Raw genomic sequence first — 24,524 nt, 5'->3', positions numbered from 1 at the left:
CGGTATCACAACAGGAGGTCGTTATGAAATATATACATCAGTTTCTTATTATTATGTTGATTTCATTTGTAGGAGAATTATTGAGCTTTTTACCATTACCTATTCCAGCAAGTGTTTATGGATTGTTGATCATGTTAGTTGGTCTTTATACAAAAATGATTCCATTATCAGCAATAGAAGATGTTGCAGATTGGCTGATTTTGATTATGCCTGTTTTATTTGTTCCATCTGCTGTTGGTTTAATGAATGTCAAAGAAGAATTATTTGAAAACATAGCTGTGATTATGATTGTTCTTGTTATAAGTACAGTCATTGTAATGGTAGTGACAGGGAAAGTTGCACAATATATGATAGAAAGGAAAAATATCAATGAATAATTTATTGATTGAAACATCTTATTTTGGCATTGTATTAAGTTTATTAACATATTGGTTGGCTGTTCAAATAAGAAAGCGATGGTCTTATTCTCTTTTGAATCCATTATTAATCAGTGCTTTTTTGACTATCTTTGTTTTATATGTTTTAGATATTGATTTTCAGACATATAATCAAGGAGCACAAATGATTACATATTTATTGACTCCATCAACTGTTTGTTTAGCGATTCCTTTATATAAACAAACACAAGTACTGGTTAAACATTTTGGAGCTATTATAGTAAGCTTATTATGTGGTTGTCTGTCTGGTTTGATGAGTGTTATGGTTCTTTGTATTTTGTTGAAGACAAGTGAAACAGTTTTATATTCTTTGATGCCAAAATCTATTACGACAGCGATTGCTATTGGAGTATCAGAATTACTTGGTGGTCATTCGACAATGACAGTAGGTGTTGTCATTTTAACAGGAATTTTTGGATCAATGATTGCTAAAACGATTTTTAAAGTTTTCCATATCAATCATCCTGTTGCACGTGGATTGGCATTAGGAAATAGTGCCCATGCTATTGGAACAGCGAAAGCGATTGAGTGGGGAGAAATTGAGGCGGCAATGAGTAGTTTATCTATTGTGATTTCAGGTATATTCACTGTGTTTTTAGCGCCTATTATGATTCATTTATGGATATAAAAAAGTTCTATGTTTAAGCATAGAACTATTGATTTAAAAGATCATAAAATGATTTTAGGCGTTGACAAGATTGATTGAACTCTTCTTGTTCCTGTGGTGTCATGCGTAATTCAACAATTTCTCTAACACCACTACGATCAATGATGGCTGGCACACTGATAAATAAATCATCCTGACCATATTCGCCACGAAGCAATGTTGAAACAGGTAAAATCTGGTTTTCATTATGTAAGATTGTGCGAATAATACCAACTGTACTTGAAGCTATACCATAACAAGTATTCCCTTTACGATTGAAAATTTCCCAACCAGCCTGAATTGTATCTTCTTTCATCTGTTGATAGGGTTCTTGTCCTAAACGACTCTGGTTATCTTGAACAACACTATAAATATCCTTGCCACCAATACGAACAGTTGACCATGGAATCATTTCACTATCTCCATGTTCACCAATGACCATCGCATGAACACTGCGAGGATCAACTTGGATTTTTTGTGCTATGAAATATTTTAAACGGGCTGTATCTAATGTTGTTCCTGTTCCAATAACCTGATTAGCTGGTAAACCAGAAAGTTTATAAGCATAATAACTCATTAAATCTACAGGGTTTGAAACAACAATCAAATGTCCATCAAAATGATGTTCTTTAATTTGAGTAATAATACTTTTCATGACATTTAAAGATGGTTCTAACATTTTTAAACGGTCATTACCACTTTGAGGGGTTGGAACACTTGCTGTAATGATAACAATTTGAGCATCTTCACAGTCTTCATATCGTCCCACTTTGACATGTGTATTACGATTCATATATTCAATGCTTTGAGATAAATCTAAAACTTCTCCTAAAACTTTCTCTTCATTCAAATCAATCAAAGCAATTTCATCACATAGACCTTGATTAATCAAACAAAATGCAGTACTGACACCAACGTGTCCACATCCAATAATGACAATTTTTCTTTTTTCTAATTTCATTTCTTTTCTCCTCATTATAAGTCTAAAATGATTATATCATAATTCATAAAATTGTAATGAAATATGATAAAAAGTTTTCAAAACCTGAAAATAAAACGTGTATTTGATAAAAATAAATATACTATATGTGGGAGAGGAAATTTATGGAATTAAGTCTTTTATTAGCTCAAAATATTTTTGGATTATTTCTTATTATTTTTGTGGGATATTTAACTGTAAAGTGTCGTGTACTGCCACCTGATGATAGTAAAGTGATTTCTAAAATTGTTTTATATATTGTTTGTCCTTGTACAATTTTAAATTCTTTTCAGATTGATTTTACAAATGAGAAGCTGATGGGATTGATTTTATCTTTTATTGGGGCCATTGTCGTTCATTTGATTTTCATTCCATTAACAAAATTATTAGGGCAAATTTTTCATTTTATGCCTGTAGAAAAAGCAACGCTTATTTATTCTAATGCTGGTAATCTGATTATACCTTTGGTAGCTTCTATTTTAGGGGAAGAATGGGTTTTATATACAAGTGGATATATGGTTGTTCAAACTATTTTAATATGGACACATGGAAAAAATCTGGTTTGTAATGAAAAGCAGTATGATTTCAAAAAGATTATCTTGAATGTGAATGTTATAGCGATTATGTTAGGAATGATTATGTTTATAGCACGCTGGCATTTTCCAGCACTGATTCATGATACAGTAAGTAGCGTTGGTTCTATGGTGGGGCCATTAAGTATGCTGGTGATTGGAATGTTATTAGGGAATATTGATATTTTATCTATTTTTAAAGAAAAAAGAGTTTATGGTATTTGTTTTTTGAGATTGATTGTTTATCCTTTGGCTGTGATTTTGGCGTTTCGTTTGCTGGGATTACAAAATTTTCATCAGGATGCTTATCAGATATTGTTGATCAGTCTTTTGGCTGCAAGTGCTCCTGCTGCTGCAACAATTACCCAATTTGCCCAGTTATATGATAAACATCCAGGCTATACGAGTATCATGAATGTTATGTCCGTTATTTTTTGTATTATCACAATGCCGATCATTGTTTTTATTTATCAAATTTTATAAAAGTTAATATCTAAGACATAATTATGAAGGATAATGGTGTATTGTTGGAGGAAGGGTTATATGAATAGAATTCAAATTAGTCATAATATTGTTGATGAAGATTTATTAAAAGAAGTGAAAAAATACATGATTGCTCCAGGGCAAAAATATTTATTGTCATTAACAGGGGTGATTTCATTAATTTTAGGTATTATAAATGTCGTTAATCAAAATATGTTACAAGGTGTTGTTTTATTGGTTTTAGGTGCTGTGTGTATTGGGGAAATTTTCTTTTTAATTCATAGTCATTACAAAGAAATGTTAAAATTGATGAAAGAAGAAATTGATGAACAGAAGATTACATATACAATGAGTTTTGGAGGAGAATATGTCGTTGTACATAATTGTCAGACATCTATTGATAATAAGATTCCTTACTCTCATCTCAAAACTTTATCACAGACAGAACATGCATATGTTTTATTAGCAAAGAAAAATGAAATCATTATTATTCGAAAAGATTGTTTAAAAGTGAGTGTTCATGAATTTATAGATTTCTTGAAACAAAAAGATACAAAAATAAAAAAATGGATCAAAGCATAAAAGTCGTTTCTATCAAATGACTTTTTTGTTATAATAAAAAAGAAGGTGAAAGAAATGAAAATTCAAATTATTCATGGTGATATCACTCAAATATCATGTGATGCCATAGTCAATGCTGCCAATAATAGTTTATTAGGTGGTGGAGGGGTGGATGGTGCAATTCATCGCAAAGCTGGACCTGAATTATTGGCTGAGTGTCGTTTGTTGCATGGATGTGCGACTGGGGATGCAAAAGTCACAAAGGCTTATCATTTACCAGCACGTTATGTGATTCATACAGTTGGTCCGGTTTATCGTGATGGACAACATGATGAAGCCAAACAATTACAGTCTTGTTATATACGCTGTCTGGAAAAAGCTGAAGAATATCAATGTCAACATATTGCTTTTCCTTCAATTAGTACAGGGGCTTATCGTTATCCTGTATCACAGGCAGCTACAATTGCGATAGAAACGCTTAAAAACTATCCATGTCAATATGTCAAAAGAATAGATATTGTTTGTTTTGATAATTATACATATCGTACATATTGTCAGTTATTAAAAAAAGAATAATAAAAGTGCATATGATTAGCTATAATAAATAAGACATGGTACAATGGTCTTGTCATGAAAGGAGAAAGAGATTATGAAATTATATGTATGTCCAATTTGTGGAAATGTAGTAGAAAAAATTGTTGATAAAGGAGTACCAGTTGTTTGTTGTGGAAAACCAATGGTAGAATTAACAGCGAATACAACAGATGGTGCATTAGAAAAACACGTTCCTGTATTATCTATAGATGGAGATAAACTTCATGTGAAAGTTGGTGAAGTTTCACATCCAATGACTGATGAACATTTAATTACAACAATCATTGCTGTATTCAACAGTCAAGTTTTACGTGTGGATTTAACATCTGCTGATCAACCTGAAGCGGTATTTGCCATTGGTGATTATAAAGGAACAATTGAAGTATACGAATACTGTAACTTACATGGATTATGGAAAGCAACAATTGAAGCATAAATCATAGACAAGGAAACTTATCATAAGATAGGTTTCTTTTTTTTAAAGATACTGTCAGGAAATATTTTTAAATATGCTATAACATGATGGAAATGGTAGAATTTCCATATTTTAGATAAAATGATAAAGATATGAGTTGTTGAATTGTTAAATAATGGGCGGTATTTTCATTTTTTATATGATTAAATGTGAAAAAGTCGAAAAATATTAGACAAAACTATAGACGTTTGTTACAATAAGCGTGGTTATCATATATGTTTGGGAATTGGCCCAATCGTTTCTACCCCGTTACCGAAAATAACGGGACTATGATAGACGCTTTTTTATGTGTCTATCTGTGGATAGACTTTTTTTTATTGGAGGAGGGACTTGAGTGAAGAAAAAAATGCATTATCTTCTTTTGGTGCCTTGTTTGGTTTTACTGATTGTATTTTTGGTGATGCCATTGATTCAAATCATTTTACCAACTTTGTTTCCTGAAGGAAGTGGCTTTAGTTTCACGAATTATTTATCATTTTTTCAAGATGAATATTATATGACAATCTTCATTAGAACTGTCAAGATTGCTTTGATTTCATCTCTTGTTTGTATGATTTTAGGAGTACCAACCGCTTATTTTATTTCTCGTTGTGATAAAAAATGGCGTGGTATTTTAATGGCAATTTCTATTTTTCCAATGCTTACGAATTCAGTTGTCAGAAGTTTTGCATGGATTAATATTTTAGGTAAAAATGGAGTGATTAATAATTTTTTAATGTCAATAGGGGTTATAGAAGAACCCATAACAATGTTATATACTGAATTTTCAGTTTTAATTGGGACAATTTATTTATTTTTACCTCTTATGATTATCACTTTAGTGGGTGTTATGGAAAATATTGATAATGATATGATGGAAGCAGCAGAAAGTTTAGGTGCCAATCGTATCAAAGCTTTTATGAAGGTTGTCTTACCATTAAGTATTCCAGGTATTATTGTAGGATGTGTGCTTGTTTTTACAGGATCACTCAGTGCTTATACAACACCTCAGTTATTAGGTGGACCAAAGAACCTTGTTTTAGCAACCTTTATTTCACAACAGGCATTAAGTTTAAATAACTGGACAGCAGCCAGTGTTTTTGCAGTCATTATGATTATTACAACATTAATTGTTATGAAAGCATTAAATGCGATTGCAGCTAAATTGGATAAGCGAGGTGAAGTCTAATGCGTAAACATAAAGGATTGATGGTTATTTCTATTTTGGTATTTGCATTTTTGTTTATACCTCTTATCATTATTGCTGTGACAGCATTTGGCTCAGAAAGTACGATTACTTTCCCTATACATGGATTTTCATTACAATGGTTTGTGAATGTGTTTGAATCAGAAAGCTTTATGAGTTCATTGGCATTAAGTGGAGAAATTGCTTTGTTAGCAACTCTACTTGCTTTGCTTGTAGGAGTACCTGCAGCATATGCATTAGCGAGATATAGTGTTATTGGAAAGAAATTTTTAAAGAGCTTCTTTTTATCCCCAACAATCATTCCAGGAATTGTCGTCGGATATGCTTTATATCAATATGTGGTTTTAACATTGAATTTTCCTGTTTTTGAAAGTTTATTATTAGGACATTTTCTTGTTGTCTTACCATATGTGATTCGTATTGTTGGTTCTTCATTGGATCAGTTTGATTTTGCAATTGAAGAGGCAGCTTTAAGTTTAGGATGTCAAAAAGGTCAGGCTTTCTTTAAAGTTGTTTTACCTAATATTACATCAGGAATCAGTGCAGCTTTTATGTTGTCATTTATTAATTCATTTAATAATATACCTGTATCTATGTTTTTAACAGGACCAGGAGTGACAACTTTACCTACAACATTAATGAATTATATTGAATATAATTATGATCCAACTGTTTCAGCAGTTTCTGTTTTATTAATGGTAGCAACGATTGTGATTATGTTCATTGTTGAAAAAACATTAGGAATTTCAGCACTTGCAAAATAGGAGGAGTTAGAATGGCGTTTTTAAGCTTAAAAGATATTGCAGTTGCATATCATCAGAAAAATTATATTTTACAGGGGTTAAACTTAGATATTGAAAAAGGAGAATTAGTCTCTTTGCTTGGACCTTCTGGTTGTGGAAAAACAACAACTTTACGTGTGGTTGCAGGATTTATTGATCCTCAGGAAGGAAACTTCATTTTAGATGGTGAAGATATGACAAAGGTTCCTGTTCATAAAAGAAATTTTGGATTGGTTTTCCAAAGTTATGCTTTGTTTCCACATTTAACAGTTAAAGAAAATATTGCGTTTGGATTAAAATTAAGAAAAATGGATAAAGCTCAAATGGAAGCTAAAATCAATGAAGTTGTTGAAGTTTGTGATTTGGAAGGATTGACAGATCGTTTACCTAAACAATTATCAGGGGGTCAACGTCAGCGTGTTGCTTTAGCAAGAGCACTTGTCATTGAGCCAAAACTTTTATTACTAGATGAACCATTAAGTAATCTGGATGCGAAATTACGTATTCAAATGCGTGTTGAAATTAAAAGATTACAGAAAAAATTAGGAATTACAACGATTTTTGTTACACATGATCAAGAAGAGTGTTTCTCTATTTCTGATAAGGTAGCAGTTATGAATAATGGTGTTATTGAACAATACGATACACCTGAAAATATTTACTCTCGTCCAAAAACAGAGTTTGTCGCAAGATTTATAGGATTTGAAAATTTCTTTGATTTAACAAAAGTTCAAGATCACCAATATCAAAATCAAAAGGGTGAAATCATGAAAGTGGACAATGATGGCGATTTAGAAACATGCAAAGGGACAATTCGTCCTGATGATATTGAAATCGTAACATCTGCTGATAAATATGATAATATGATTACAGGAAATGTTACAGTGAGAACATTCCTTGGAAAGAGTTATCAATATGAAGTGGAAACACCTATTGGTAAACTTGTTGTCAATGGTGGAAATGCAACAGTTTATAAACAGGGTGATACTATTCAAATGCATTTACCAGCAAATAAAATTGTCTTAGTTTAGGAAAGGAAGGTAGAAAAAAGTGAAAAAATTATTAGTTGGTTTAATGGCTGGAGCTATGGTTTTAGTAGGATGTTCTAGCAACAGTGGGAGTGATACTCAAAAATTAGTTGTATCAACATGGGGATTAAATGCTGATATTGTACAAAAAGATGTTTATGAACCATTTGAAAAAGAAAACAATTGTGAAATTGTTGTAGAAGAAGGTGGAACTTCAGATCGTTACACAAAATTTGCTAATAATCCAAATTCTGATGTTGATATTATTGAGTTATCTCAGGCAGAAGCACAAAAAGGATATGCAGCTGATTTATTTGAAAAATTAGATTATAGTAAAATTGGAAATGCGAAAGATTTAATTGATGCAGCGTCTAAGCTAAAAGATGATAATGGATATGGTGTTCCTTATACTTTAAATAGTATTGGTATTATTTATGATAAGGAAGCAACTGGATTTGAAATTAAAGAATGGAATGATTTATGGGATAGTCGTTTAAAAGGTCAAATTTCTATTCCTGAAATTACAACAACTTTTGGACCAGCAATGGTACATATCGCAAGTGATTATAAAGGTGTAGATATTACATCTGATAATGGAAAAGCAGCATTTGAAGCTTTAGAAGAATTAAAACCAAATATTGTGAAAACATATACAAAATCTTCAGATTTAACAAATATGTTCAGTGCTGGAGAAATTTCAGTTGCTGTTGTTGCTGACTTTGGTGTAAGTTTAATTCAAAAAAATAATGAAAATTGTGAATATGTAGTACCTGAATCAGGAACATATGCCAACTTTAATACAATTGAAGTGAATAAAAATTCAGACAATAAAGATTTAGCATATAAATATATTGATTGGCGTTTAAGCAAAGATTTACAATATAAAGATGCTGTTTCTGATTTGAATGAAGCACCTACAAATAAAACAGTTGAATTAACTGAAGAAGAAGCACTTAATAAAACTTATGGTGATGTAGCTGCTAGAGCTAAAGTTATTGATTTCAAATTTGTCAATCCACTATTAGAGGATTGGGTTGATCAATGGACACGTATTTTAAATAGTTAGGAGATATTGTCATGAATCAACTCATCAAAAACGTACAGGTTTATAATACATTTACACAAAGTTTTGAAAAAAAGAATGTTTATATTCAAGAAGATAAATTTTATTATATTTGTGATGATGAACCACTTGAAAGTCAAGAAGTGATTGATGGACAAGGTAAGTACATGATTCCTGGGTTGATTGATATTCATATGCATATTGAAAGTTCTATGACAGTTCCTGGTGAATTTTCCAAAGCAGTATTACCTCATGGGGTCACAACAGTGGTTGCTGACCCACATGAGATAGCGAATGTTTTTGGAATACTTGGAATTGAAACGATGATATCCAATGACACAACATTGGATATTTTTTATGGAATTCCTTCTTCTGTTCCTTCTACCAATGAACATTTGGAGACAACAGGAGGAAAAATAGATGTAGATGATGTCAAACAGCTTTTAGAGAATCCTCGTATTTTATGCTTGGGTGAAGTCATGAACTTTAAAGATTTGATTGGTGGGCAAAATACACTCATTAATCAGATTATTCAAGCCTGTCATGAAAAAAGATGGCAGTTACCTATTGAAGGACATTGTCCTAAAATTACGGGGCTTGATTTAGCACGATATATTTATCAGGGTGTTGATGCAGATCATACCCAACAGACACCAGAATCCATTGTTGAAAAGATAAAAAATGGCATGTTTCTGGAAATTCAAAGAAAATCAATGAATGCAGATACGATTCGTACATTGGTAGAACATCAATTTTATGAATATTTCGCATTGGTGACAGATGATGTGATGGCTGACCAGTTAGAGCAGGGACATTTGAATCTTTTAGTCAAATTAGCTTATGATTTAGGTATGCCAATTGAAAAAGCTATTTATTGTGCCACTTATACACCAGCTAGACGTATGCATATGATTGATCGTGGATGTATTGCGCCAGGGAAAATAGCGGATTTTATCTTGTTGGATGATTTATATTCTTTTTCTATTGATAGTGTGTATAAAAAAGGACAATGTGTTTATCATCAAACAAAACAAATCGAAATTCAAGAACAACAGTCACAGTTTCCACAAGAGTTTTACCATTCACTTTATGCCAGACAAGCAAAGAATGAAGATTTTATGATACCATCATCAAAAAAAGAAGTTCTTTGTCATGTTATGGAAGTACAGCCACATTCCACTTTTACAAAGCATCTGCAAATGAAATTACCAGTCAAAGATGGCTATGTAGATTATCAAAGTGCAGGACTTTGCTTATTGACTATTTTTGAAAGATATCAAAAAAATGGACATATTACACATGCTTTGGTGAAAAATACATTACAAACAAAAGGTGCAGTTGCGACAAGCTGGGCACATGATCATCATAATATCATGATTTTAGGTAATAGTATTGAAGATATGGTTATTGCACAACATCAGCTTCTCCAACAACAAGGTGGATATCTGGTTGTTCAAAATCAAAAAATTCAAGCCAACACTGTATTAAATATTGGTGGTATTGTCAGTGATCAGCCATTAAAGGAATTAGCTCAAGATTTACGACAAGTCAGAAAAGCTATGGAAGATTTAGGATATGTTCATGATAATGTGATTATGTCATTATCCACATTATCTTTACCTGTTTCACCAGAACTGAAAGTGACTGATTATGGGATGTTGGATACTTATCATCAGACAATTGTGCCACTCATGGAGGACAGTTATGAGAACATTGATTAAAAATGTAACAATCTTAACAATGAATGAACATTTTGATGTCATTGAAGATGGACAAATGCTCATTGATGATGAAAATATAATTGAAATAGGAAAAACATGTGTACAAAAATATGATCAATGCATAGATGGACATCATGGTATTTTATTACCAGGTATGATTAATATCCATACGCATCTAGGGATGATTCCTTTTCGTGGACTAGGTGATGATTGTCCTGATCGCTTACGTCGCTTCTTATTTCCATTGGAATCCAAATATATGACTGCTGATCTTGTTTATCATAGCTCCAAGTATGCTATGGCTGAAATGTTGTTGTCAGGGATTACAACATTTATGGATATGTATTATTTTGAAGATGAAGTCGCAAAAGCAGCTGATGAAATGAAAATGAGAGCTTTTGTTGGAGAAACGATTGTTGATTTCCCTAGCTGCGATAGTCAAGAAGCTTATGGGGGATTAGATTATTGTCGATGGTTTATACCTCGATGGACAAATCATCCGTTGATTGCTCCATTTATTGCGCCACATGCAACAAATACAAATGATTTAGAACATCTTCAGCTTGCTCATCAATTGGCAATACAATACAATGTGCCTTTATCATTGCATGCCAGTGAATTGGATTATGAGATGGATTATTTCCAAAAAGAGTATCACATGACACCAACAGCATTTTTAGACCATTATGATTTATTGGATCAAAATGTTATTCTAGCACATTGTATTCATATAAATAATGATGATATAAAGTTAATTCAAAAAAATAAGAGTGGTATTGCACATTGTTTGGTTTCTAATTTAAAAGCAGCAAAAGGAGTTATGCCTTTAAAAGAACTATTAGAAAATGGTGTGAGTGTTGGTTTAGGGACGGATGGACCATCAAGTGGGAATACTTTAGAGCTCTTTTCAATGTTGAAAATGATTGCCTGTGTTCATAAAACTGTGAATCATGATCGTGGCGCATTTCATGCACAGGATATCCTTTCTTTAGCAACTATTCATGGTGCGAAAGCCTTACATATTGATCATCTGGTTGGTTCATTAGAAGTGGGTAAAAAAGCAGATTTTATCATTGTTGAAACAGATTCAGTGAATATGTATCCACTTTATGATCCTTATTCAGCACTGGTTTACAGTGCCAATCCAAGTCAGGTAGATACTGTTTTTGTTAATGGAAAATGTCTGGTGCGTCATAAGGAATTACAATTAGAAAAACTTTCTGATTTGAAACAAAATCTTCAAAAGGCATCTCAGACTTTTTCGAAAAAAGCTTTAGAATATGCCAAAGAAATGCCAGATGAATAAGACAATTTATTATTATCAGTATCCATTTCCTATTGGGAGAATAATGATTGCCTGCAAAGATCAAGCGATTATTTATTGTGGTAGACCGATTCTTTTAGAAAATGGTATTTATGAAAATACAGAGTGTTTAAAAAATATAGCCAAGCAGATTGAAGAATATTTTCAAAAAAGAAGACAATCTTTTGATTTCCATTATATATTTTTAAAAGGAACAGCTTTTCAAAAGAAAGTTTGGCAGGCTGTTATGGACATTCCATATGGTCAAACAAGAAGCTATCGTGATATTGCTGAAAAGATTGGACATCCACGGGCTTATAGGGCTGTTGGAAGTGCTTTGCGTGAATGCCCATTTTCACTGCTTATACCATGTCATCGTGTCATTGGTTCATCACAGAAATTAGGTGGCTATGGAAATGACATTGATGTCAAGATATTTTTATTACAACTTGAACAAGCAGACTTGGTATCCTGAATGGATTATGCTAGAATGGATATAAGGTGGTGAAACAATGGAGAAAATATCTATATCACAGTTTGATGATGTTTATCATTTATTTCAGCAATCTTTTGTATTGGAAGAGTTAAGACCCTATGAACAGATGGAAAAGTTATTTCAACAAAATCTATTTAGCATTTATGCAAAATATGATCAAAATGAGTTACAAGGGGCAATGATTGTATGGGAATTGGAAAATTGTGTTTATTTAGAAAATTTTGCAATTGAAACAAAGATGCGTGGTCAAGGACTAGGAACATACTTTCTACAACAATTTTGTCATTTATATAAAGATAAATTCTTATTTTTAGAAGTAGAAGTTCCCCATGATGAAATATCTCGAAAACGTATCCAGTTTTATGAAAGAATGGGATTTGTTTTAAATCCTTATCAGTATATACAGCCTACATTTAGAGAAAATGATCATTCAGTTCAATTGACATTCATGACATATCCAAAAGTCATGGATGATCAACAATATCAAATGATAAAAAAAGAAATATTTAAAGTTGTTTATCAACAAAAGGGAGAATTATGAAAGCGTTAGAAGAAAAAATTATTAGAGAAGGTATTGTAAAAAAAGGAAATATTTTAAAAGTCGATAGTTTTTTAAATCATCAGATTGATGTCGCATTTTTAGATGAAATGGGAAAAGAATTTCAAACACTTTTTCAAAAACATCCCATTAATAAAATTTTAACGATTGAAGCCAGTGGTATTGGTGTAGCTGTTATGACTGCAAGACATTTTCAAAATGTACCTGTTGTCTTTGCGAAAAAATCAAAATCATCAAATATCTCTGATGAATTATATCATACAACAGTAGAATCATTTACACATCAAAATACAAATGATGTTGTAATTTCAAAACAATATTTAAATGAAAATGATCATGTCTTAATCATTGATGACTTTTTAGCTAATGGGTGTGCAGTTTTAGGATTAATTGATTTGATTCATCAAGCTGGTGCAACTGTAGAAGGTATTGGTATTGTCATTGAAAAAGGTTATCAAACTGGTGGAAAGACAATTAGAGAATTAGGTTATCATTTAGAATCACTAGCAATCATTGATCAGATGGATGATGAAAAAGGAGAAATTGTCTTTAGATAAGAGGAAATATCTTGGAAAAACCAAGATATTTTTTCTTTTCCAGGTTGAATAAAGAGGAAGAATCATGTATCCTAATAGTATTAATGGAGGCGATAATCATGAGTAAAATTGTGAAATTTGGTGGTTCATCGTTAGCTGATGCAACACAATTTCAAAAAGTCTATGATATTATAAAAAGTGATAAAGACAGACGATTTGTTGTGCCAAGTGCACCTGGAAAAAGATTCAAAGATGATACCAAGGTGACAGATCTTTTATATAAAATCTTTTATGCTAAGACAAAAAATGAGTTTCATTTGTATTTTGATCAGCTTAAAGAACGTTTTTTAGATATTATTGAAGGATTGCATATTGATATATCTCTTGAAGAAGATTTTCTAGCTATTCAAAAAGCTTTAGAGGATGGAACGAGTGAAGATTATATTATTAGTCGTGGAGAATATTTAAATGGAAAGATTTTGGCTGCTTATTTAGGGTTTGAATTTATTGATGCCAAAGATGTTATCTTTATTGATGAAGATGGACGTTATGATGCGAAAAAAACAGATCCTATTTTATCTCAAAAACTAGAATCAGCTTCTTATGCAGTGATACCTGGATTTTATGGATCGCTTAATGATGATAGTGGTCAGATTAAAGCTTTTTCTAGAGGGGGTTCAGATGTAACAGGATCTATAGTGGCTAAAAATGGGAAAGTTGATTTATATGAAAACTGGACAGATGTGTCAGGTTTTCTGATTGCTGATCCACGTATTGTGAAAAATCCTGATGTTATTGAAACAATTACTTATAAAGAATTAAGAGAATTGTCTTATATGGGGGCTTCAGTCTTGCATGAAAATTCTGTTTTCCCTGTCCGTAAAGAAGGAATTCCTATTCATATAAAAAATACCAATAGACCTCAAGATCCTGGAACTTTGATTGTAGAAAGTACCTGCCATAAACCAGCACATGTGATTACGGGTATTGCGGGAAAACAAGGCTTTGCGACAGTCATGATTGAAAAAGATATGATGAATTCTGAAATTGGATTTGGGCGTAAAGTTTTACAAGTTTTTGAAGATTATCATATCTCATTTGAACATATGCCTTCGGGTATTGATACAATGACAGTGATTGTCAATACTGAAGAATTTATTGATAAAGAACAAGATATTTTAGCGGGACTACATCGCAGTGTGCACCCTGATTCTATTATTTTAGAGTCGGATTTATCGTTGATTGCGGTAGTAGGTAGAGGAATGAAAGCCAGTCGAGGAACAGCGGCTCGAGTTTTTAAGGCTTTGGCTAAAGAAAATATCAATATCAAAATGATTGATCAGGGTTCTAGTGAATTAAATATTATTATTGGCGTACGTAACTGTTATTTTAAGCCAGCTATTAAAGCTATTTATAAAGAATTCATTGATAATGAAAGGGATGGATTATGAATATTTTAATGCTGGCTCCTTTACAAAAAGAAAATTTTGAAAAGATAGAACAGCATTTTTCTCAAGATCATTTTATTTATGCAACTAGGCATACTCTGATACAAAAGATGATTGACCAGTGTGATGTGATTGTTGGCAATCCACCGTTGCAATATGATTTGAATCGTGAGCATTTACAGGCGATCTTATTAAATAGTGCGGGAAGTGATGAATATGTCAAACCAGATATTTTGTCTTCTCATACTCTTTTAGCTAATGCTTCTGGAACTTATGGCGTAGCTATTGCAGAACATACTATTGGTATGATCTTAGCTTTGAATAAAAATTTTAAAACATATATTCAGCATATGCAAAATGGAATCTGGCAGGCAGATACTATTGGAAAAGAGCTTTATCGTCAGACAGTTGTCATTGTTGGTTTAGGAGATTTAGGATATACAATCGCAAAACGCTTAAAAGCTTTTGACTGTTATAACATTGGTGTAAGACGTCGACCATCTCAGTGTCCATCATGTCTTGATGAAATTTATACAACAGATCAATTGGAAGATGTTCTTCCACGTGGGGATTTTGTTATTTTGGCGTTGCCTCAATCTTCGCAGACTTATCATTTATTTGATCAGCAAAAACTGATGTTAATGAAGAAAGATGCTGTATTGATTAATGTTGGAAGAGGAAGTGCTATTGCTACTGATGATCTTGTCAATGTATTGAATCAAGGGCATCTTTATGGAGTGGGGCTAGATGTTGTTGAAGAAGAACCATTGCCAGCTGATCATCCGCTTTGGCAAATGGATAATGTTTTGATAACGCCACATGCTTCAGGTGGTTATGTATGGGAAAGTGCCAGAACTTATTTTACTGATTTAGTTATAAGAAATTTAGAGCATCTTAAAGCACATGAAGAGTTAGAAAATTTAGTTGACTTTCAAACAGGTTATCGTTATCATACATGCAATCTTTAAAATTACTGATTTTCAATGCTTTCATGATTTGAATATCCAAATGATGAGGGCATTTTTATTTGAAAATATTATTTTTTATCATTTTGGTTGCTTTTTTATAAAAATCATATATAATGCTAGTATACCCCACAGGGGTATGGGAGGTATCTTATGAAACAGAAATATGATGTTGTGGGTATGACATGCAGTGCATGTAGTGCTCATGTAGATAAAGCTGTCAGACATCTTGATGGTGTTCATGATGTTAATGTTAATCTTTTAAGCAATTGTATGGTTGTTGACTATGATGAAAATAAAGTCAACGATCAAATGATTGAAAAAGCTGTAGAAGATGCAGGATATAAAGCTGTATTAGAAAAAGAAACTGTTCAAGCACAGAAACAGGAAGAAACAGTTGATCATAAGAAAAAATCATTGATTCTTTCTTTTGTCTTTTTAATTCCTTTGTTTTATATTTCAATGGGACATATGCTAGGAGCACCTTTACCATCTATTCTTGTTGGTGGAGAAAATATGATGGTTTTTGCTTTAACGCAGCTCTTTTTAACTTTGCCAGTCATGTATATCAATCGTGGCTATTTTCAAAGAGGTTTTAAGTCTTTATGGCATCGTAGCCCTAATATGGACACGCTTATAGCTATTGGTTCAACGGCTGCGGCAGTTTATAGTATTTATGCTATTTTTATGATGGGTTATGATTTAGGTCATGGCAATCTTCATGATGCTCATCAATATATGATGCAACTTTATTTTGAGTCAGCAGCCATGATTTTGACCCTTATTTCTTTAGGAAAATATCTAGAATCTCGTTCTAAAAAGAAAACAACGGAAGCAATTGAAAAGCTGATTCATTTAATGCCGTCTTCTGCAACACTTTTAAAAGACAATGAGGAAGTAGAAGTGGCTATTGAAGATGTGCAGATTGGCGATATTATGATTGTCAAACCTGGACAAAATATACCTTTAGATGGTGTTATTATCAAAGGACAGACATCCATTGATGAGTCGATGATTACTGGTGAAAGTTTACCTTTAGATAAATCTGTCGATGATAAAGTGATTGGTGCAACGATGAATGTAGAAGGGTATATTCAAGTTGAAGTGACTCATACAAGTCAAGAAGCGACCTTATCACAAATCATAGAATTGGTTGAAGAAGCCAGTTCATCTAAAGCCCCAATTGCAAAACTGGCAGATCAGATTAGTGGAATCTTTGTACCAGTTGTAATTGTGATTGCTTTAGTGACATTTGTTTTATGGATGACTCTTGGTGGACAGACTTTCCATTTTGCTTTAACATGTGCGATTGCAGTATTGGTTATTTCTTGTCCATGTGCATTAGGTTTAGCAACTCCAACTGCCATTATGGTGGGAACAGGAAAAGGCGCACAGTTAGGTATTTTGATTAAATCGGCAGAAAATCTTGAATTATTATCTAAAGCAAAAAGTATTGTTTTAGATAAAACGGGAACGATTACAAAAGGAAAACCGCAGGTAACTGAAATTTATCCTATTGGTATAGATACTAAAGAGTTATTAACTTTAGCTGCTTCTATTGAAAGTTCATCACAGCATCCTCTTGCCAAAGCTGTAGTTGATTATGTCAAAGAGCAGGGGATATCTTTAAAAACTGTTGAAAATTTCCAGATGTTATCTGGTAAAGGGCTAAAAGGGACTATTGATGGCGGTATGATTTTATCTGGTAATCAACGTTTGATGAAGGAACATGATATTGATTTATCACCTGTACAAGCCAAAGCACAACTTTTAGCAAGCCAAGGAAAAACACCATTATTCTATGCTTATAATGGACAAATGATTGGTTTAATTGTTGTCAGTGATGTGTTAAAGGAAACAAGTCAAAACGCTATTAATCAATTAAAAGATATGGGATTAACTATTTATATGTTGACTGGAGATAATCAATTAACTGCTCAAGCGATTGGTGATGAACTGGGAATCCAGGTCATTGCTGAAGTTTTACCACAGGATAAAGAAAAACATATCAGAGATTTACAAGCAAAAGGTGAACGTGTTATCATGGTAGGAGACGGAATTAATGATGCTCCAGCGCTTATGCGTGCCGATATTGGTATAGCGATGACGTCGGGAACTGATATAGCCATGGATTCAGCAGACATTGTTTTGATGAAAAATGATTTACAGGATGTTGTGAATGCAATTGAACTGAGTCATGCAGTGCTAAAAAATATTAAAGAAAATCTGTTTTGGGCATTTTTCTACAATGTGATTGGAATTCCAATTGCAGCAGGTGTGTTCTATCCAGTCTTTGGATGGCTGTTAGATCCTATGTTTGGTGGTGCGGCAATGAGTTTGAGTTCGATCTTTGTTGTCAGCAATGCCCTAAGATTGAGATTTTTTAAACCTAAACATCAAAATACAATAATCAAACAGGAGGAAAAGAAAATGGAAAAAACAATGAATATTGAAGGTATGATGTGTCCAAATTGTCAAAAGCATGTAGATAAAGCTTTAAATAGTATTGAAGGTGTAGAAGCAACAGTAGATTTAAAAAATAACTGTGCTTATTTAAAATTATCTCATGATGTTGATGAAAGTATCTTAATCAAAGCAGTTGAAGACGCTGGTTATAGTGTTAAAGGATTTGAATAATGCAAGCAGATCAAAAACATGTTATGCGTTTATTAAAAACAGCTCGAGGACAGATTGATGGCATCATGAAAATGATTGAAGATGATCGTTATTGTATTGATATATCTAATCAGATCATGGCAACTCAGGCTATTTTAAAACGTGCTAATAAAGAAATTATTGGAGCTCACATGCAGCATTGTGTTCATGATGCTATTGGCAGTCAAGATGCTGATCAAAAAATAGAAGAGATGATGGACATTATCAATCAATTAATGAAGTAACAAAAAGTCAAGATTGTTTATTGCAGTCTTTGACTTTTTTCTTTATACTTTTTTATAAGGAGATGAACTGAATGAAACAAGGCGTTTTAATGCAATACTTTGAGTGGTATTTACCTTCAGATCCTCATTTGTATCAAAAAGTTAAGGCTGATGCACAGCATCTTTTTGATATAGGAGTGACAGCGCTGTGGTTACCACCAGCTTTTAAAGGCATTGGTGGGAATCAGGATGTTGGTTATGGGGTATATGATTTATATGATTTGGGTGAATTTCATCAAAAAGGAAGTGTTCCAACAAAATATGGAACCAAAGATGAATACTTACAAGCGATCCAGGCCCTGCAACAAGTCGGCATACAGGTTTATGGGGATATTGTATTGAATCATAAAATGGGTGCTGATGGCTATGAAGATGTGAAAGCGAGTGAAGTCAATCAACATGATACCTATGATATTGAAAGACAAAATGAATGGATTCAAGTTCCGACTCTTTTTACTTTTCCCAATCGTCATCAAAAATATAGTGATTTTACATGGGATTGGAGTTGTTTTGATGGCATAGATTATGATGCCAAAACAAAACGTCATGCTACTTTCTTGTTTCAGGATAAAACATGGGACTCACAGGTTGATAATGAAAATGGAAATTATGATTATTTAATGGGAGCAGATTTAGATTTTTCAAATCCTCGTGTTGTAAGTGAACTTAAAAGATGGGGAGAATGGTACTTAGATACAACACATATAGATGGTTTTAGATTGGATGCAGTTAAACATATTAATGCATCATTTTATCAGGATTGGCTTTATCATATGCGACAGTATACACACCAAGAATTATTTACAGTGGGAGAATATTGGCATGGTGATGTACAAAAATTACTTCAATATCTCAGTGAAGTGAATTATTCATTATCATTATTTGATGTTCCTTTGCATTATCATTTTTATGAAGCCTCACGTAGCTTTGGACAATATGATATGTCCCAAATTTTTAATAACACATTGGTTCAAAAAGCCTGCATGAATGCTGTCACATTTGTTGATAATCATGATACACAACCCCTGCAAGGTTTACAATCATGGGTTTTAGATTGGTTTAAACCACTGGCCTATGCCTTGATTTTGCTAAGAAAGGATGGTTATCCTTGCATCTTTTATGGTGATTATTATGGAATTGAAAAACCTTCTTTATCAGGACAAAATCAGGTTATAGATCGTCTTTTATATTTACGTCAACATTATGCCTATGGTCAACAAAATGATTATTTTTATGATCGTCATATCATAGGATGGACACGAGAAGCTTATGGATTGGCTTGCATTATGACCAATCAAAATGGTGGACAACTGTACATGTATGTAGGGCAGCAATATCAAAATCAGATATTTTATGACTATTTAGAAAATGTCAATGAAACTGTCACTATTGATGACAAAGGGTATGGACTGTTTACTGTTCAAGATGGAAGTGTCAGTGTTTATATACCCAAAAAATAAAGTGGTCATCTGACGATCACCACTGAAAACTCAAATATAAAACTGTGATTAACAATGTTAACATGATAGCTGTCTGAAAGATTGTGGATAGAATTTTAGACGAAGAATGTGGAAGTCCACGGTGACTGGCTTTTTCGATTAACTGATAAGTAATCAATAAAGGAATCAGATTGACTACACTCAATAATGAACCGATACAGGCAATCACTGACATTGTTAATGCGCCTAGATAATATTCCTTATATGCATACTCCATAAATTTCACTTCCTTATGTGTTTATTATATATGATTTCAAAAGGTTCAAGATGAAATTTATGTTAAGTTTCTATAAAGATTATAAAAAAAACAATCTCTATAATAAAGATTGTTTTTTTATGCTGTTTTTGTTTTTCTCTTGTTAAGAATAAAGACCACAATGATGACAATAATAAGCATAATTGCTGCACAGATACCTGCAGTAGGTAAAAGTTCAGGTTTACTGAACGCTTTTGTCCACATGGCTATTTTTCTAATAAATATTGCAATTGCATATCCGGCAGTCGCACTTCCTAGTAAGGCAAGAACAGCTTTAAACCATTTAGGAAAAACTTCTGCAAATAATACAGCTGTAATGAGGCAGATAAATGCAATAAACATACAAATCACAAAATGCATAGAGAAACCTCCTTTATATACAACAAATAAAATAACATAATTATGTTCAGATTGCAATAATATTATATCATGTCATTTTTTTAATCATGTGAAATTCGCTGAAAATGTAGAATTATAGCGATGAATATGTTAAACTATAAGACGTAGAAAAGAGGTAGATTATGAGATTTAATAGAGGTAAAAGATATACATATTATAGTTCGTATTCTCCATCAAGGCATCCAAGAATACGTTGGGATAGAATTGCTATTATCGGTATTGTTGTTGCAATTGTGATTGGAGTTATTGTATGGTTTAATTTTAGTCGTATTCAATTGGCTTTTAAAGGTTATTCTTTTTCACAACAAAGTGAAATACTTGCGTTAGAAAATAACGAAGTTGATGAAATCTTATCATATGATAAATTGGAACATATTTCACAATGGTTGAGCCAAAGTCAAAAAGTTCAATATTATGATGAATATGAAAAATATCTATCCTTACATAAGGATATGCAAGTGAAAGAAGTTATTTCAACTGTAGATAATATTTTTGATAATTATGTTCCTAAATTAACAACGCTTAATTATTCAAATGATCAGATTTGGGAAGTTTTAAAAACCGCAGGTGTGAATGAAGTTAAACATTTGGTAGATAAACAATATACTTATGCCCAAATTGAACCATTTATGCAAGTCAAAGGATTTGTTTTTGAAGATATTGATCAATACATGGAATCATATGAAGAAAATAAAAATTATAATTATGCTGTATTGATTACAACATATCCATTTATTATTTCTGAAAATGAAGTTGATCAACCTTATACTATTCAAAATCCAGATGATGTTTTAACATTAGTGAAAAAAGGATTCTATTTACCAGCTAATTATGAACCATCTGATTTAGTGAATCCAGATCCTGATAAGGTGAAGGTGGCATCTGATTGTGACGATCCAAGATTGAGAAAAGAAGCTGCTAATGCTTTAGTAGAAATGTTTGATGCTGCTAAAAAAGAAGGTTATGATTTGGTTGTGAATAGTGCTTATCGTTCATATACAGATCAAAAGGCAACATATGATGATTACTTCAATAAATATGATCCTGTAACTGCAGCAAGTTTAGTTGCTGAACCAGGAGGAAGTGAACATCAGACAGGATTAGGTGTTGATTTAACATGTCAGGCTGTTATTGATGATAAATTAAATGGTATTGAAAATAGTCGTTTTGGTTATAAACCTGATTATAAATGGTGTGTAGCAAATTCTTATAAATATGGTTTTATTTTAAGATATGAAGAAGATAAAGCTGGTATTACAGGTATTGCTAATGAACCATGGCATTTTAGATATGTTGGAAAAGAAGCAGCAAAAGAAATCTTTAATAATGGCTGGACATTAGAAGAATATTGCTTAAATAAAGGGGTTATCCCTGATATTAAGAAAGGTCAATAATCTAGGGTTATCCCTAGATTATTTTTTAGGAGAAAATCATGAAAACATTAATAACAACTCTCAATTCAAAATATATTCATACGTCATTATCATTGCGTTTGCTTTATGTAGCTTCTTATCATCGCTTTGATGTTGATTTTAAAGAATATACAATTAAGGATTCACTTGAACATATTGTTGATGATTTATTATCAATGCATTTAGATATGATTGCGTTTTCTTGTTATATATGGAATATTGAATATATTGATAAGCTATGCCATATGTTACGTCAAAGACAACCTGATATTATTCTTGCTTTAGGGGGACCTGAGGTCACTTACGAACCACAGTACTTTTTAGAGCATATACCAGTAGATTATATTTTAAGTGGTGAAGGGGAAGAAATATTTCCTCAATTATTAGAAGCTTTAGAAAAGAAACAGGATGTATGTTTACCAGGTGTCAGTTATCGTGGGCATATCTCATCAACAGTAGCTGTTGCAGATTTAAAATATGTAGAATCCTTAGATTCTCCGTATTGTTTACCACAAGATCAAAAAGATATGGGTAAACGTATCTTATATTTTGAAACAAGTCGAGGGTGTCCATTTCAATGTCAATATTGTTTATCTTCATTAGAACAGGGACTTAGATTTTTTAGTGAAGATTATCTCAAAAGACAACTCAATTTGATTTGTCATAGTTCAGCCAAAACAATTAAATTTCTTGATCGTAGTTTTAATGCTGATGCAAATCATGCTATTATGATTTTAGATTATATTTTTAAACATTATCAAGAAGGACAGCAATTTCAATTTGAAATTAATGCGGATGTCCTCAATCAAAAAATTATTGATTTTATTAGAGAGAAAGCACCAAAGGGATTATTGAGATTTGAAATAGGAATTCAATCAACTTACGAACCGACAAATCGCGCAGTCAAAAGAATTCAGAATTTTAAACGTTTAAGTGAAGTGATCACTATGTTAATGCAAGATGGTCAATGTGATTTGCATTTAGATCTCATTGCTGGTTTGCCATATGAAACATATGAAAGATTTGCTCAATCATTTGATGATGTTTTTGCTTTTCGTGCAAAAGAATTACAATTGGGCTTTTTAAAACTATTAAGAGGGACATCATTACGTAATGATGCCAAAGATTATGGGTATGTCTATCAAAAAGAGCCTCCTTATGAAATGCTGGAAAACAAATGGTTATCTCATGATGATATGGAAAAGATTCATATGGCTGAAGATATGTTAGAGAAATACTGGAATAGTGGGCGTTTTGTACATACAATGAATGCGGTGATGGATGATGTTTCTTCGCCATTTGCGTTCTTTTATGATCTTTCATGTTTTTATTATGAAAAACAATATAAAAAAATTGGTTATCAGTTAGATGAACTTTATCTTTATTTGGATTCCTACTTACCTGAAAAGTATCATGATTTATTGATTATGGATTATTTATTGCAGTTTAAAGTGAAACCTAAAAAATGGTATCAGCCTACTTTAACTCCACAATCAAAAAAACAGGTTTTAAGAGAACTTTCACAAAAATATCAGCTTGATTCTGAGCTGTTATTTAGATATGCAGTTGTAGAAGAAATTCAAGATCATTATCTTGTTGTGATCTATAAAGATTATCAATGTCAGTGGTCGATGTATAAGAAAGGGTGATCATAGTATGTTAACGATGGTTGAATATGTTCATCAAAGAATATCAACGTATTCTTTTCAGGTGGGTGTTGATTTTACTATGGGAAATGGTCATGATACACTTTTTTTGGCTGAACAGTGTCCAAAGGTCTATGCTTTTGATATACAGCCTGAAGCATTGGAAAATACAAAAAAACGTTTAGGAGATAGACAACATGTGCAACTGATCTTAGATAGTCATGAAAATATGAAACAGTATTTTTCATCATTTGATATAGGAATATTTAATCTTGGCTATTTACCGCAGGCTTCTCATCATATTACAACAACATTGCCGTCTACTCAAAAGGCTGTCTGTCAAGCTATTGAAATGATGAAAAAAGCTCTTTTTATTGTTGTTTATCCTGGTCATGAAGAAGGATATCAGGAAAGTTTATGGATTCATGAATATGTATCACAGTTAGATTCTCATCAGTTTCATGTTTCGTGCTTTCAAATGTTAAATAAAAAGAAAGCACCTTATGTTATTGAAATAGAAAAGAAGCAGTAAATTCTGC

At 32.3% G+C, this 24,524-nt stretch carries 26 protein-coding genes and 1 riboswitch; of the genes, 23 read left to right on the top strand and 3 right to left on the bottom strand.

Going from position 1 to position 24,524, the window contains the following annotated elements; translation table 11 throughout:
- Positions 1-23 precede the first annotated feature (23 nt).
- Both E0K96_RS09955 and E0K96_RS09950 read left to right on the top strand, forming a co-directional pair.
- Positions 24-377, top strand: a complete 354-nt coding sequence (locus tag E0K96_RS09955; protein WP_087243215.1) for a CidA/LrgA family protein — start codon at positions 24-26, stop codon at positions 375-377.
- Positions 370-1,065, top strand: a complete 696-nt coding sequence (locus tag E0K96_RS09950; protein ID WP_087304861.1) for an LrgB family protein — start codon at positions 370-372, stop codon at positions 1,063-1,065. The genes E0K96_RS09955 and E0K96_RS09950 overlap by 8 nt, the downstream gene beginning before the upstream one ends.
- Positions 1,066-1,090: 25 nt before the next feature.
- On the opposite strand, the gene E0K96_RS09945 is transcribed toward E0K96_RS09950, so the two are convergent.
- Entirely contained in the window at positions 1,091-2,044 is a 954-nt protein-coding gene (locus E0K96_RS09945) for an L-lactate dehydrogenase (RefSeq protein WP_168082922.1), read from the bottom strand.
- 143 nt (positions 2,045-2,187) lie between these two features.
- Here E0K96_RS09945 and E0K96_RS09940 point away from each other — a divergent pair, with 143 nt between their 5' ends.
- The 18 genes from E0K96_RS09940 to E0K96_RS09855 all read left to right on the top strand — a co-directional run bounded on the left by E0K96_RS09940 (position 2,188) and on the right by E0K96_RS09855 (position 20,233).
- Positions 2,188-3,117, top strand: coding sequence for an AEC family transporter (locus E0K96_RS09940; RefSeq protein WP_168082920.1), 930 nt, complete (start codon positions 2,188-2,190; stop codon positions 3,115-3,117).
- Positions 3,118-3,177: 60 nt separating this feature from the next.
- Positions 3,178-3,699 (top strand): hypothetical protein, encoded by a 522-nt coding sequence (locus tag E0K96_RS09935; protein WP_168082918.1) that lies wholly within the window; start codon positions 3,178-3,180, stop codon positions 3,697-3,699.
- A gap of 54 nt (positions 3,700-3,753) precedes the next feature.
- Positions 3,754-4,254 (top strand): O-acetyl-ADP-ribose deacetylase, encoded by a 501-nt coding sequence (locus E0K96_RS09930; RefSeq protein ID WP_087243220.1) that lies wholly within the window; start codon positions 3,754-3,756, stop codon positions 4,252-4,254.
- A gap of 73 nt (positions 4,255-4,327) precedes the next feature.
- Positions 4,328-4,708 (top strand): desulfoferrodoxin family protein, encoded by a 381-nt coding sequence (locus tag E0K96_RS09925; protein ID WP_087243221.1) that lies wholly within the window; start codon positions 4,328-4,330, stop codon positions 4,706-4,708.
- 228 nt (positions 4,709-4,936) lie between these two features.
- Positions 4,937-5,037, top strand: a riboswitch (purine riboswitch).
- A 44-nt stretch (positions 5,038-5,081) separates the two neighbouring features.
- Positions 5,082-5,915 carry an ABC transporter permease gene (locus tag E0K96_RS09920; RefSeq protein ID WP_168082916.1) on the top strand — a complete coding sequence of 278 codons (834 nt, stop codon included), beginning with the start codon at positions 5,082-5,084 and terminating at the stop codon, positions 5,913-5,915.
- Positions 5,915-6,697: an ABC transporter permease gene (locus tag E0K96_RS09915; protein WP_087305002.1), complete on the top strand. Its 783-nt coding sequence runs from the start codon at positions 5,915-5,917 to the stop codon at positions 6,695-6,697. Before E0K96_RS09920 ends, E0K96_RS09915 begins: the two co-directional genes overlap by 1 nt.
- A gap of 11 nt (positions 6,698-6,708) precedes the next feature.
- Positions 6,709-7,746 carry an ABC transporter ATP-binding protein gene (locus E0K96_RS09910; RefSeq protein WP_087936805.1) on the top strand — a complete coding sequence of 346 codons (1,038 nt, stop codon included), beginning with the start codon at positions 6,709-6,711 and terminating at the stop codon, positions 7,744-7,746.
- A 19-nt stretch (positions 7,747-7,765) separates the two neighbouring features.
- Positions 7,766-8,809 (top strand): ABC transporter substrate-binding protein, encoded by a 1,044-nt coding sequence (locus tag E0K96_RS09905; RefSeq protein ID WP_224759547.1) that lies wholly within the window; start codon positions 7,766-7,768, stop codon positions 8,807-8,809.
- Between the two features lie 11 nt (positions 8,810-8,820).
- Positions 8,821-10,527: an adenine deaminase C-terminal domain-containing protein gene (locus E0K96_RS09900; RefSeq protein ID WP_168082914.1), complete on the top strand. Its 1,707-nt coding sequence runs from the start codon at positions 8,821-8,823 to the stop codon at positions 10,525-10,527.
- Positions 10,511-11,833 carry an amidohydrolase gene (locus E0K96_RS09895; RefSeq protein WP_168082912.1) on the top strand — a complete coding sequence of 441 codons (1,323 nt, stop codon included), beginning with the start codon at positions 10,511-10,513 and terminating at the stop codon, positions 11,831-11,833. Before E0K96_RS09900 ends, E0K96_RS09895 begins: the two co-directional genes overlap by 17 nt.
- On the top strand, positions 11,826-12,305 hold the full coding sequence (locus E0K96_RS09890; protein WP_168082910.1) for a methylated-DNA--[protein]-cysteine S-methyltransferase: 480 nt from the start codon (positions 11,826-11,828) through the stop codon (positions 12,303-12,305). The genes E0K96_RS09895 and E0K96_RS09890 overlap by 8 nt, the downstream gene beginning before the upstream one ends.
- Positions 12,306-12,342: 37 nt before the next feature.
- Complete coding sequence (locus E0K96_RS09885; RefSeq protein ID WP_168082908.1) at positions 12,343-12,867, top strand: GNAT family N-acetyltransferase; 525 nt, start codon at positions 12,343-12,345, stop codon at positions 12,865-12,867.
- On the top strand, positions 12,864-13,442 hold the full coding sequence (locus E0K96_RS09880; protein WP_087305008.1) for a xanthine phosphoribosyltransferase: 579 nt from the start codon (positions 12,864-12,866) through the stop codon (positions 13,440-13,442). The genes E0K96_RS09885 and E0K96_RS09880 overlap by 4 nt, the downstream gene beginning before the upstream one ends.
- 98 nt (positions 13,443-13,540) lie before the next feature.
- A complete protein-coding gene (locus tag E0K96_RS09875; protein WP_168082906.1) occupies positions 13,541-14,872 on the top strand; it encodes an aspartate kinase in 1,332 nt (443 codons plus the stop codon).
- The gene (locus E0K96_RS09870) at positions 14,869-15,837 is read left to right on the top strand and encodes a D-2-hydroxyacid dehydrogenase (RefSeq protein ID WP_168082904.1); all 969 of its coding nucleotides are present in this window, start codon (positions 14,869-14,871) and stop codon (positions 15,835-15,837) included. Before E0K96_RS09875 ends, E0K96_RS09870 begins: the two co-directional genes overlap by 4 nt.
- A 150-nt stretch (positions 15,838-15,987) precedes the next feature.
- Positions 15,988-18,471: a heavy metal translocating P-type ATPase gene (locus E0K96_RS09865; protein ID WP_168082902.1), complete on the top strand. Its 2,484-nt coding sequence runs from the start codon at positions 15,988-15,990 to the stop codon at positions 18,469-18,471.
- Positions 18,471-18,734, top strand: coding sequence for a metal-sensing transcriptional repressor (locus E0K96_RS09860; RefSeq protein ID WP_168082900.1), 264 nt, complete (start codon positions 18,471-18,473; stop codon positions 18,732-18,734). Before E0K96_RS09865 ends, E0K96_RS09860 begins: the two co-directional genes overlap by 1 nt.
- 71 nt (positions 18,735-18,805) lie before the next feature.
- Positions 18,806-20,233: an alpha-amylase gene (locus E0K96_RS09855; protein WP_168082898.1), complete on the top strand. Its 1,428-nt coding sequence runs from the start codon at positions 18,806-18,808 to the stop codon at positions 20,231-20,233.
- A gap of 16 nt (positions 20,234-20,249) precedes the next feature.
- Here the strand turns inward: E0K96_RS09855 and E0K96_RS09850 are convergent, their stop codons facing one another.
- Entirely contained in the window at positions 20,250-20,489 is a 240-nt protein-coding gene (locus tag E0K96_RS09850; RefSeq protein ID WP_168082896.1) for a hypothetical protein, read from the bottom strand.
- 117 nt (positions 20,490-20,606) lie between these two features.
- Positions 20,607-20,888 (bottom strand): hypothetical protein, encoded by a 282-nt coding sequence (locus E0K96_RS09845; protein WP_087297604.1) that lies wholly within the window; start codon positions 20,886-20,888, stop codon positions 20,607-20,609.
- A gap of 161 nt (positions 20,889-21,049) precedes the next feature.
- Here E0K96_RS09845 and E0K96_RS09840 point away from each other — a divergent pair, with 161 nt between their 5' ends.
- The 3 genes from E0K96_RS09840 to mnmM are packed head-to-tail and all read left to right on the top strand — an operon-like array spanning position 21,050 to position 24,517.
- Positions 21,050-22,321, top strand: coding sequence for a M15 family metallopeptidase (locus tag E0K96_RS09840; protein ID WP_168082894.1), 1,272 nt, complete (start codon positions 21,050-21,052; stop codon positions 22,319-22,321).
- Positions 22,322-22,359: 38 nt separating this feature from the next.
- Positions 22,360-23,988 (top strand): B12-binding domain-containing radical SAM protein, encoded by a 1,629-nt coding sequence (locus E0K96_RS09835; protein ID WP_168082892.1) that lies wholly within the window; start codon positions 22,360-22,362, stop codon positions 23,986-23,988.
- Positions 23,989-23,995: 7 nt separating this feature from the next.
- On the top strand, positions 23,996-24,517 hold the full coding sequence (gene mnmM / locus E0K96_RS09830; RefSeq protein ID WP_087243238.1) for a tRNA 5-(aminomethyl)-2-thiouridylate-methyltransferase MnmM: 522 nt from the start codon (positions 23,996-23,998) through the stop codon (positions 24,515-24,517).
- The last annotated feature ends 7 nt before the right edge of the window (positions 24,518-24,524 follow it).

Source organism: Massilimicrobiota sp. SW1139, from assembly GCF_012027715.1.
Classification (GTDB): Bacteria; Bacillota_I; Bacilli_A; order Erysipelotrichales; family Coprobacillaceae; genus Allocoprobacillus; species Allocoprobacillus merdigallinarum.
The sequence above is the reverse complement of the archived record's forward strand: the minus strand, read 5'-3'. Positions and strand labels throughout refer to the sequence as shown.

Excerpts from the sequence above, each read along its gene's own strand:
- E0K96_RS09910 (WP_087936805.1), top strand. The coding sequence starts at position 6,709 with ATGGCGTTTTTAAGCTTAAAAGATATTGCAGTTGCATATCATCAGAAA.
- E0K96_RS09870 (WP_168082904.1), top strand. The coding sequence starts at position 14,869 with ATGAATATTTTAATGCTGGCTCCTTTACAAAAAGAAAATTTTGAAAAG.
- E0K96_RS09880 (WP_087305008.1), top strand. The coding sequence starts at position 12,864 with ATGAAAGCGTTAGAAGAAAAAATTATTAGAGAAGGTATTGTAAAAAAA.
- E0K96_RS09885 (WP_168082908.1), top strand. The coding sequence starts at position 12,343 with ATGGAGAAAATATCTATATCACAGTTTGATGATGTTTATCATTTATTT.
- E0K96_RS09890 (WP_168082910.1), top strand. The coding sequence starts at position 11,826 with ATGAATAAGACAATTTATTATTATCAGTATCCATTTCCTATTGGGAGA.
- E0K96_RS09855 (WP_168082898.1), top strand. The coding sequence starts at position 18,806 with ATGAAACAAGGCGTTTTAATGCAATACTTTGAGTGGTATTTACCTTCA.
- E0K96_RS09915 (WP_087305002.1), top strand. The coding sequence starts at position 5,915 with ATGCGTAAACATAAAGGATTGATGGTTATTTCTATTTTGGTATTTGCA.
- E0K96_RS09900 (WP_168082914.1), top strand. The coding sequence starts at position 8,821 with ATGAATCAACTCATCAAAAACGTACAGGTTTATAATACATTTACACAA.
- E0K96_RS09940 (WP_168082920.1), top strand. The coding sequence starts at position 2,188 with ATGGAATTAAGTCTTTTATTAGCTCAAAATATTTTTGGATTATTTCTT.
- mnmM (WP_087243238.1), top strand. The coding sequence starts at position 23,996 with ATGTTAACGATGGTTGAATATGTTCATCAAAGAATATCAACGTATTCT.
- E0K96_RS09860 (WP_168082900.1), top strand. The coding sequence starts at position 18,471 with ATGCAAGCAGATCAAAAACATGTTATGCGTTTATTAAAAACAGCTCGA.
- E0K96_RS09835 (WP_168082892.1), top strand. The coding sequence starts at position 22,360 with ATGAAAACATTAATAACAACTCTCAATTCAAAATATATTCATACGTCA.
- E0K96_RS09865 (WP_168082902.1), top strand. The coding sequence starts at position 15,988 with ATGAAACAGAAATATGATGTTGTGGGTATGACATGCAGTGCATGTAGT.
- E0K96_RS09850 (WP_168082896.1), bottom strand. The coding sequence starts at position 20,489 with ATGGAGTATGCATATAAGGAATATTATCTAGGCGCATTAACAATGTCA.
- E0K96_RS09945 (WP_168082922.1), bottom strand. The coding sequence starts at position 2,044 with ATGAAATTAGAAAAAAGAAAAATTGTCATTATTGGATGTGGACACGTT.
- E0K96_RS09875 (WP_168082906.1), top strand. The coding sequence starts at position 13,541 with ATGAGTAAAATTGTGAAATTTGGTGGTTCATCGTTAGCTGATGCAACA.
- E0K96_RS09930 (WP_087243220.1), top strand. The coding sequence starts at position 3,754 with ATGAAAATTCAAATTATTCATGGTGATATCACTCAAATATCATGTGAT.
- E0K96_RS09955 (WP_087243215.1), top strand. The coding sequence starts at position 24 with ATGAAATATATACATCAGTTTCTTATTATTATGTTGATTTCATTTGTA.
- E0K96_RS09840 (WP_168082894.1), top strand. The coding sequence starts at position 21,050 with ATGAGATTTAATAGAGGTAAAAGATATACATATTATAGTTCGTATTCT.
- E0K96_RS09895 (WP_168082912.1), top strand. The coding sequence starts at position 10,511 with ATGAGAACATTGATTAAAAATGTAACAATCTTAACAATGAATGAACAT.
- E0K96_RS09950 (WP_087304861.1), top strand. The coding sequence starts at position 370 with ATGAATAATTTATTGATTGAAACATCTTATTTTGGCATTGTATTAAGT.
- E0K96_RS09935 (WP_168082918.1), top strand. The coding sequence starts at position 3,178 with ATGAATAGAATTCAAATTAGTCATAATATTGTTGATGAAGATTTATTA.
- E0K96_RS09925 (WP_087243221.1), top strand. The coding sequence starts at position 4,328 with ATGAAATTATATGTATGTCCAATTTGTGGAAATGTAGTAGAAAAAATT.
- E0K96_RS09845 (WP_087297604.1), bottom strand. The coding sequence starts at position 20,888 with ATGCATTTTGTGATTTGTATGTTTATTGCATTTATCTGCCTCATTACA.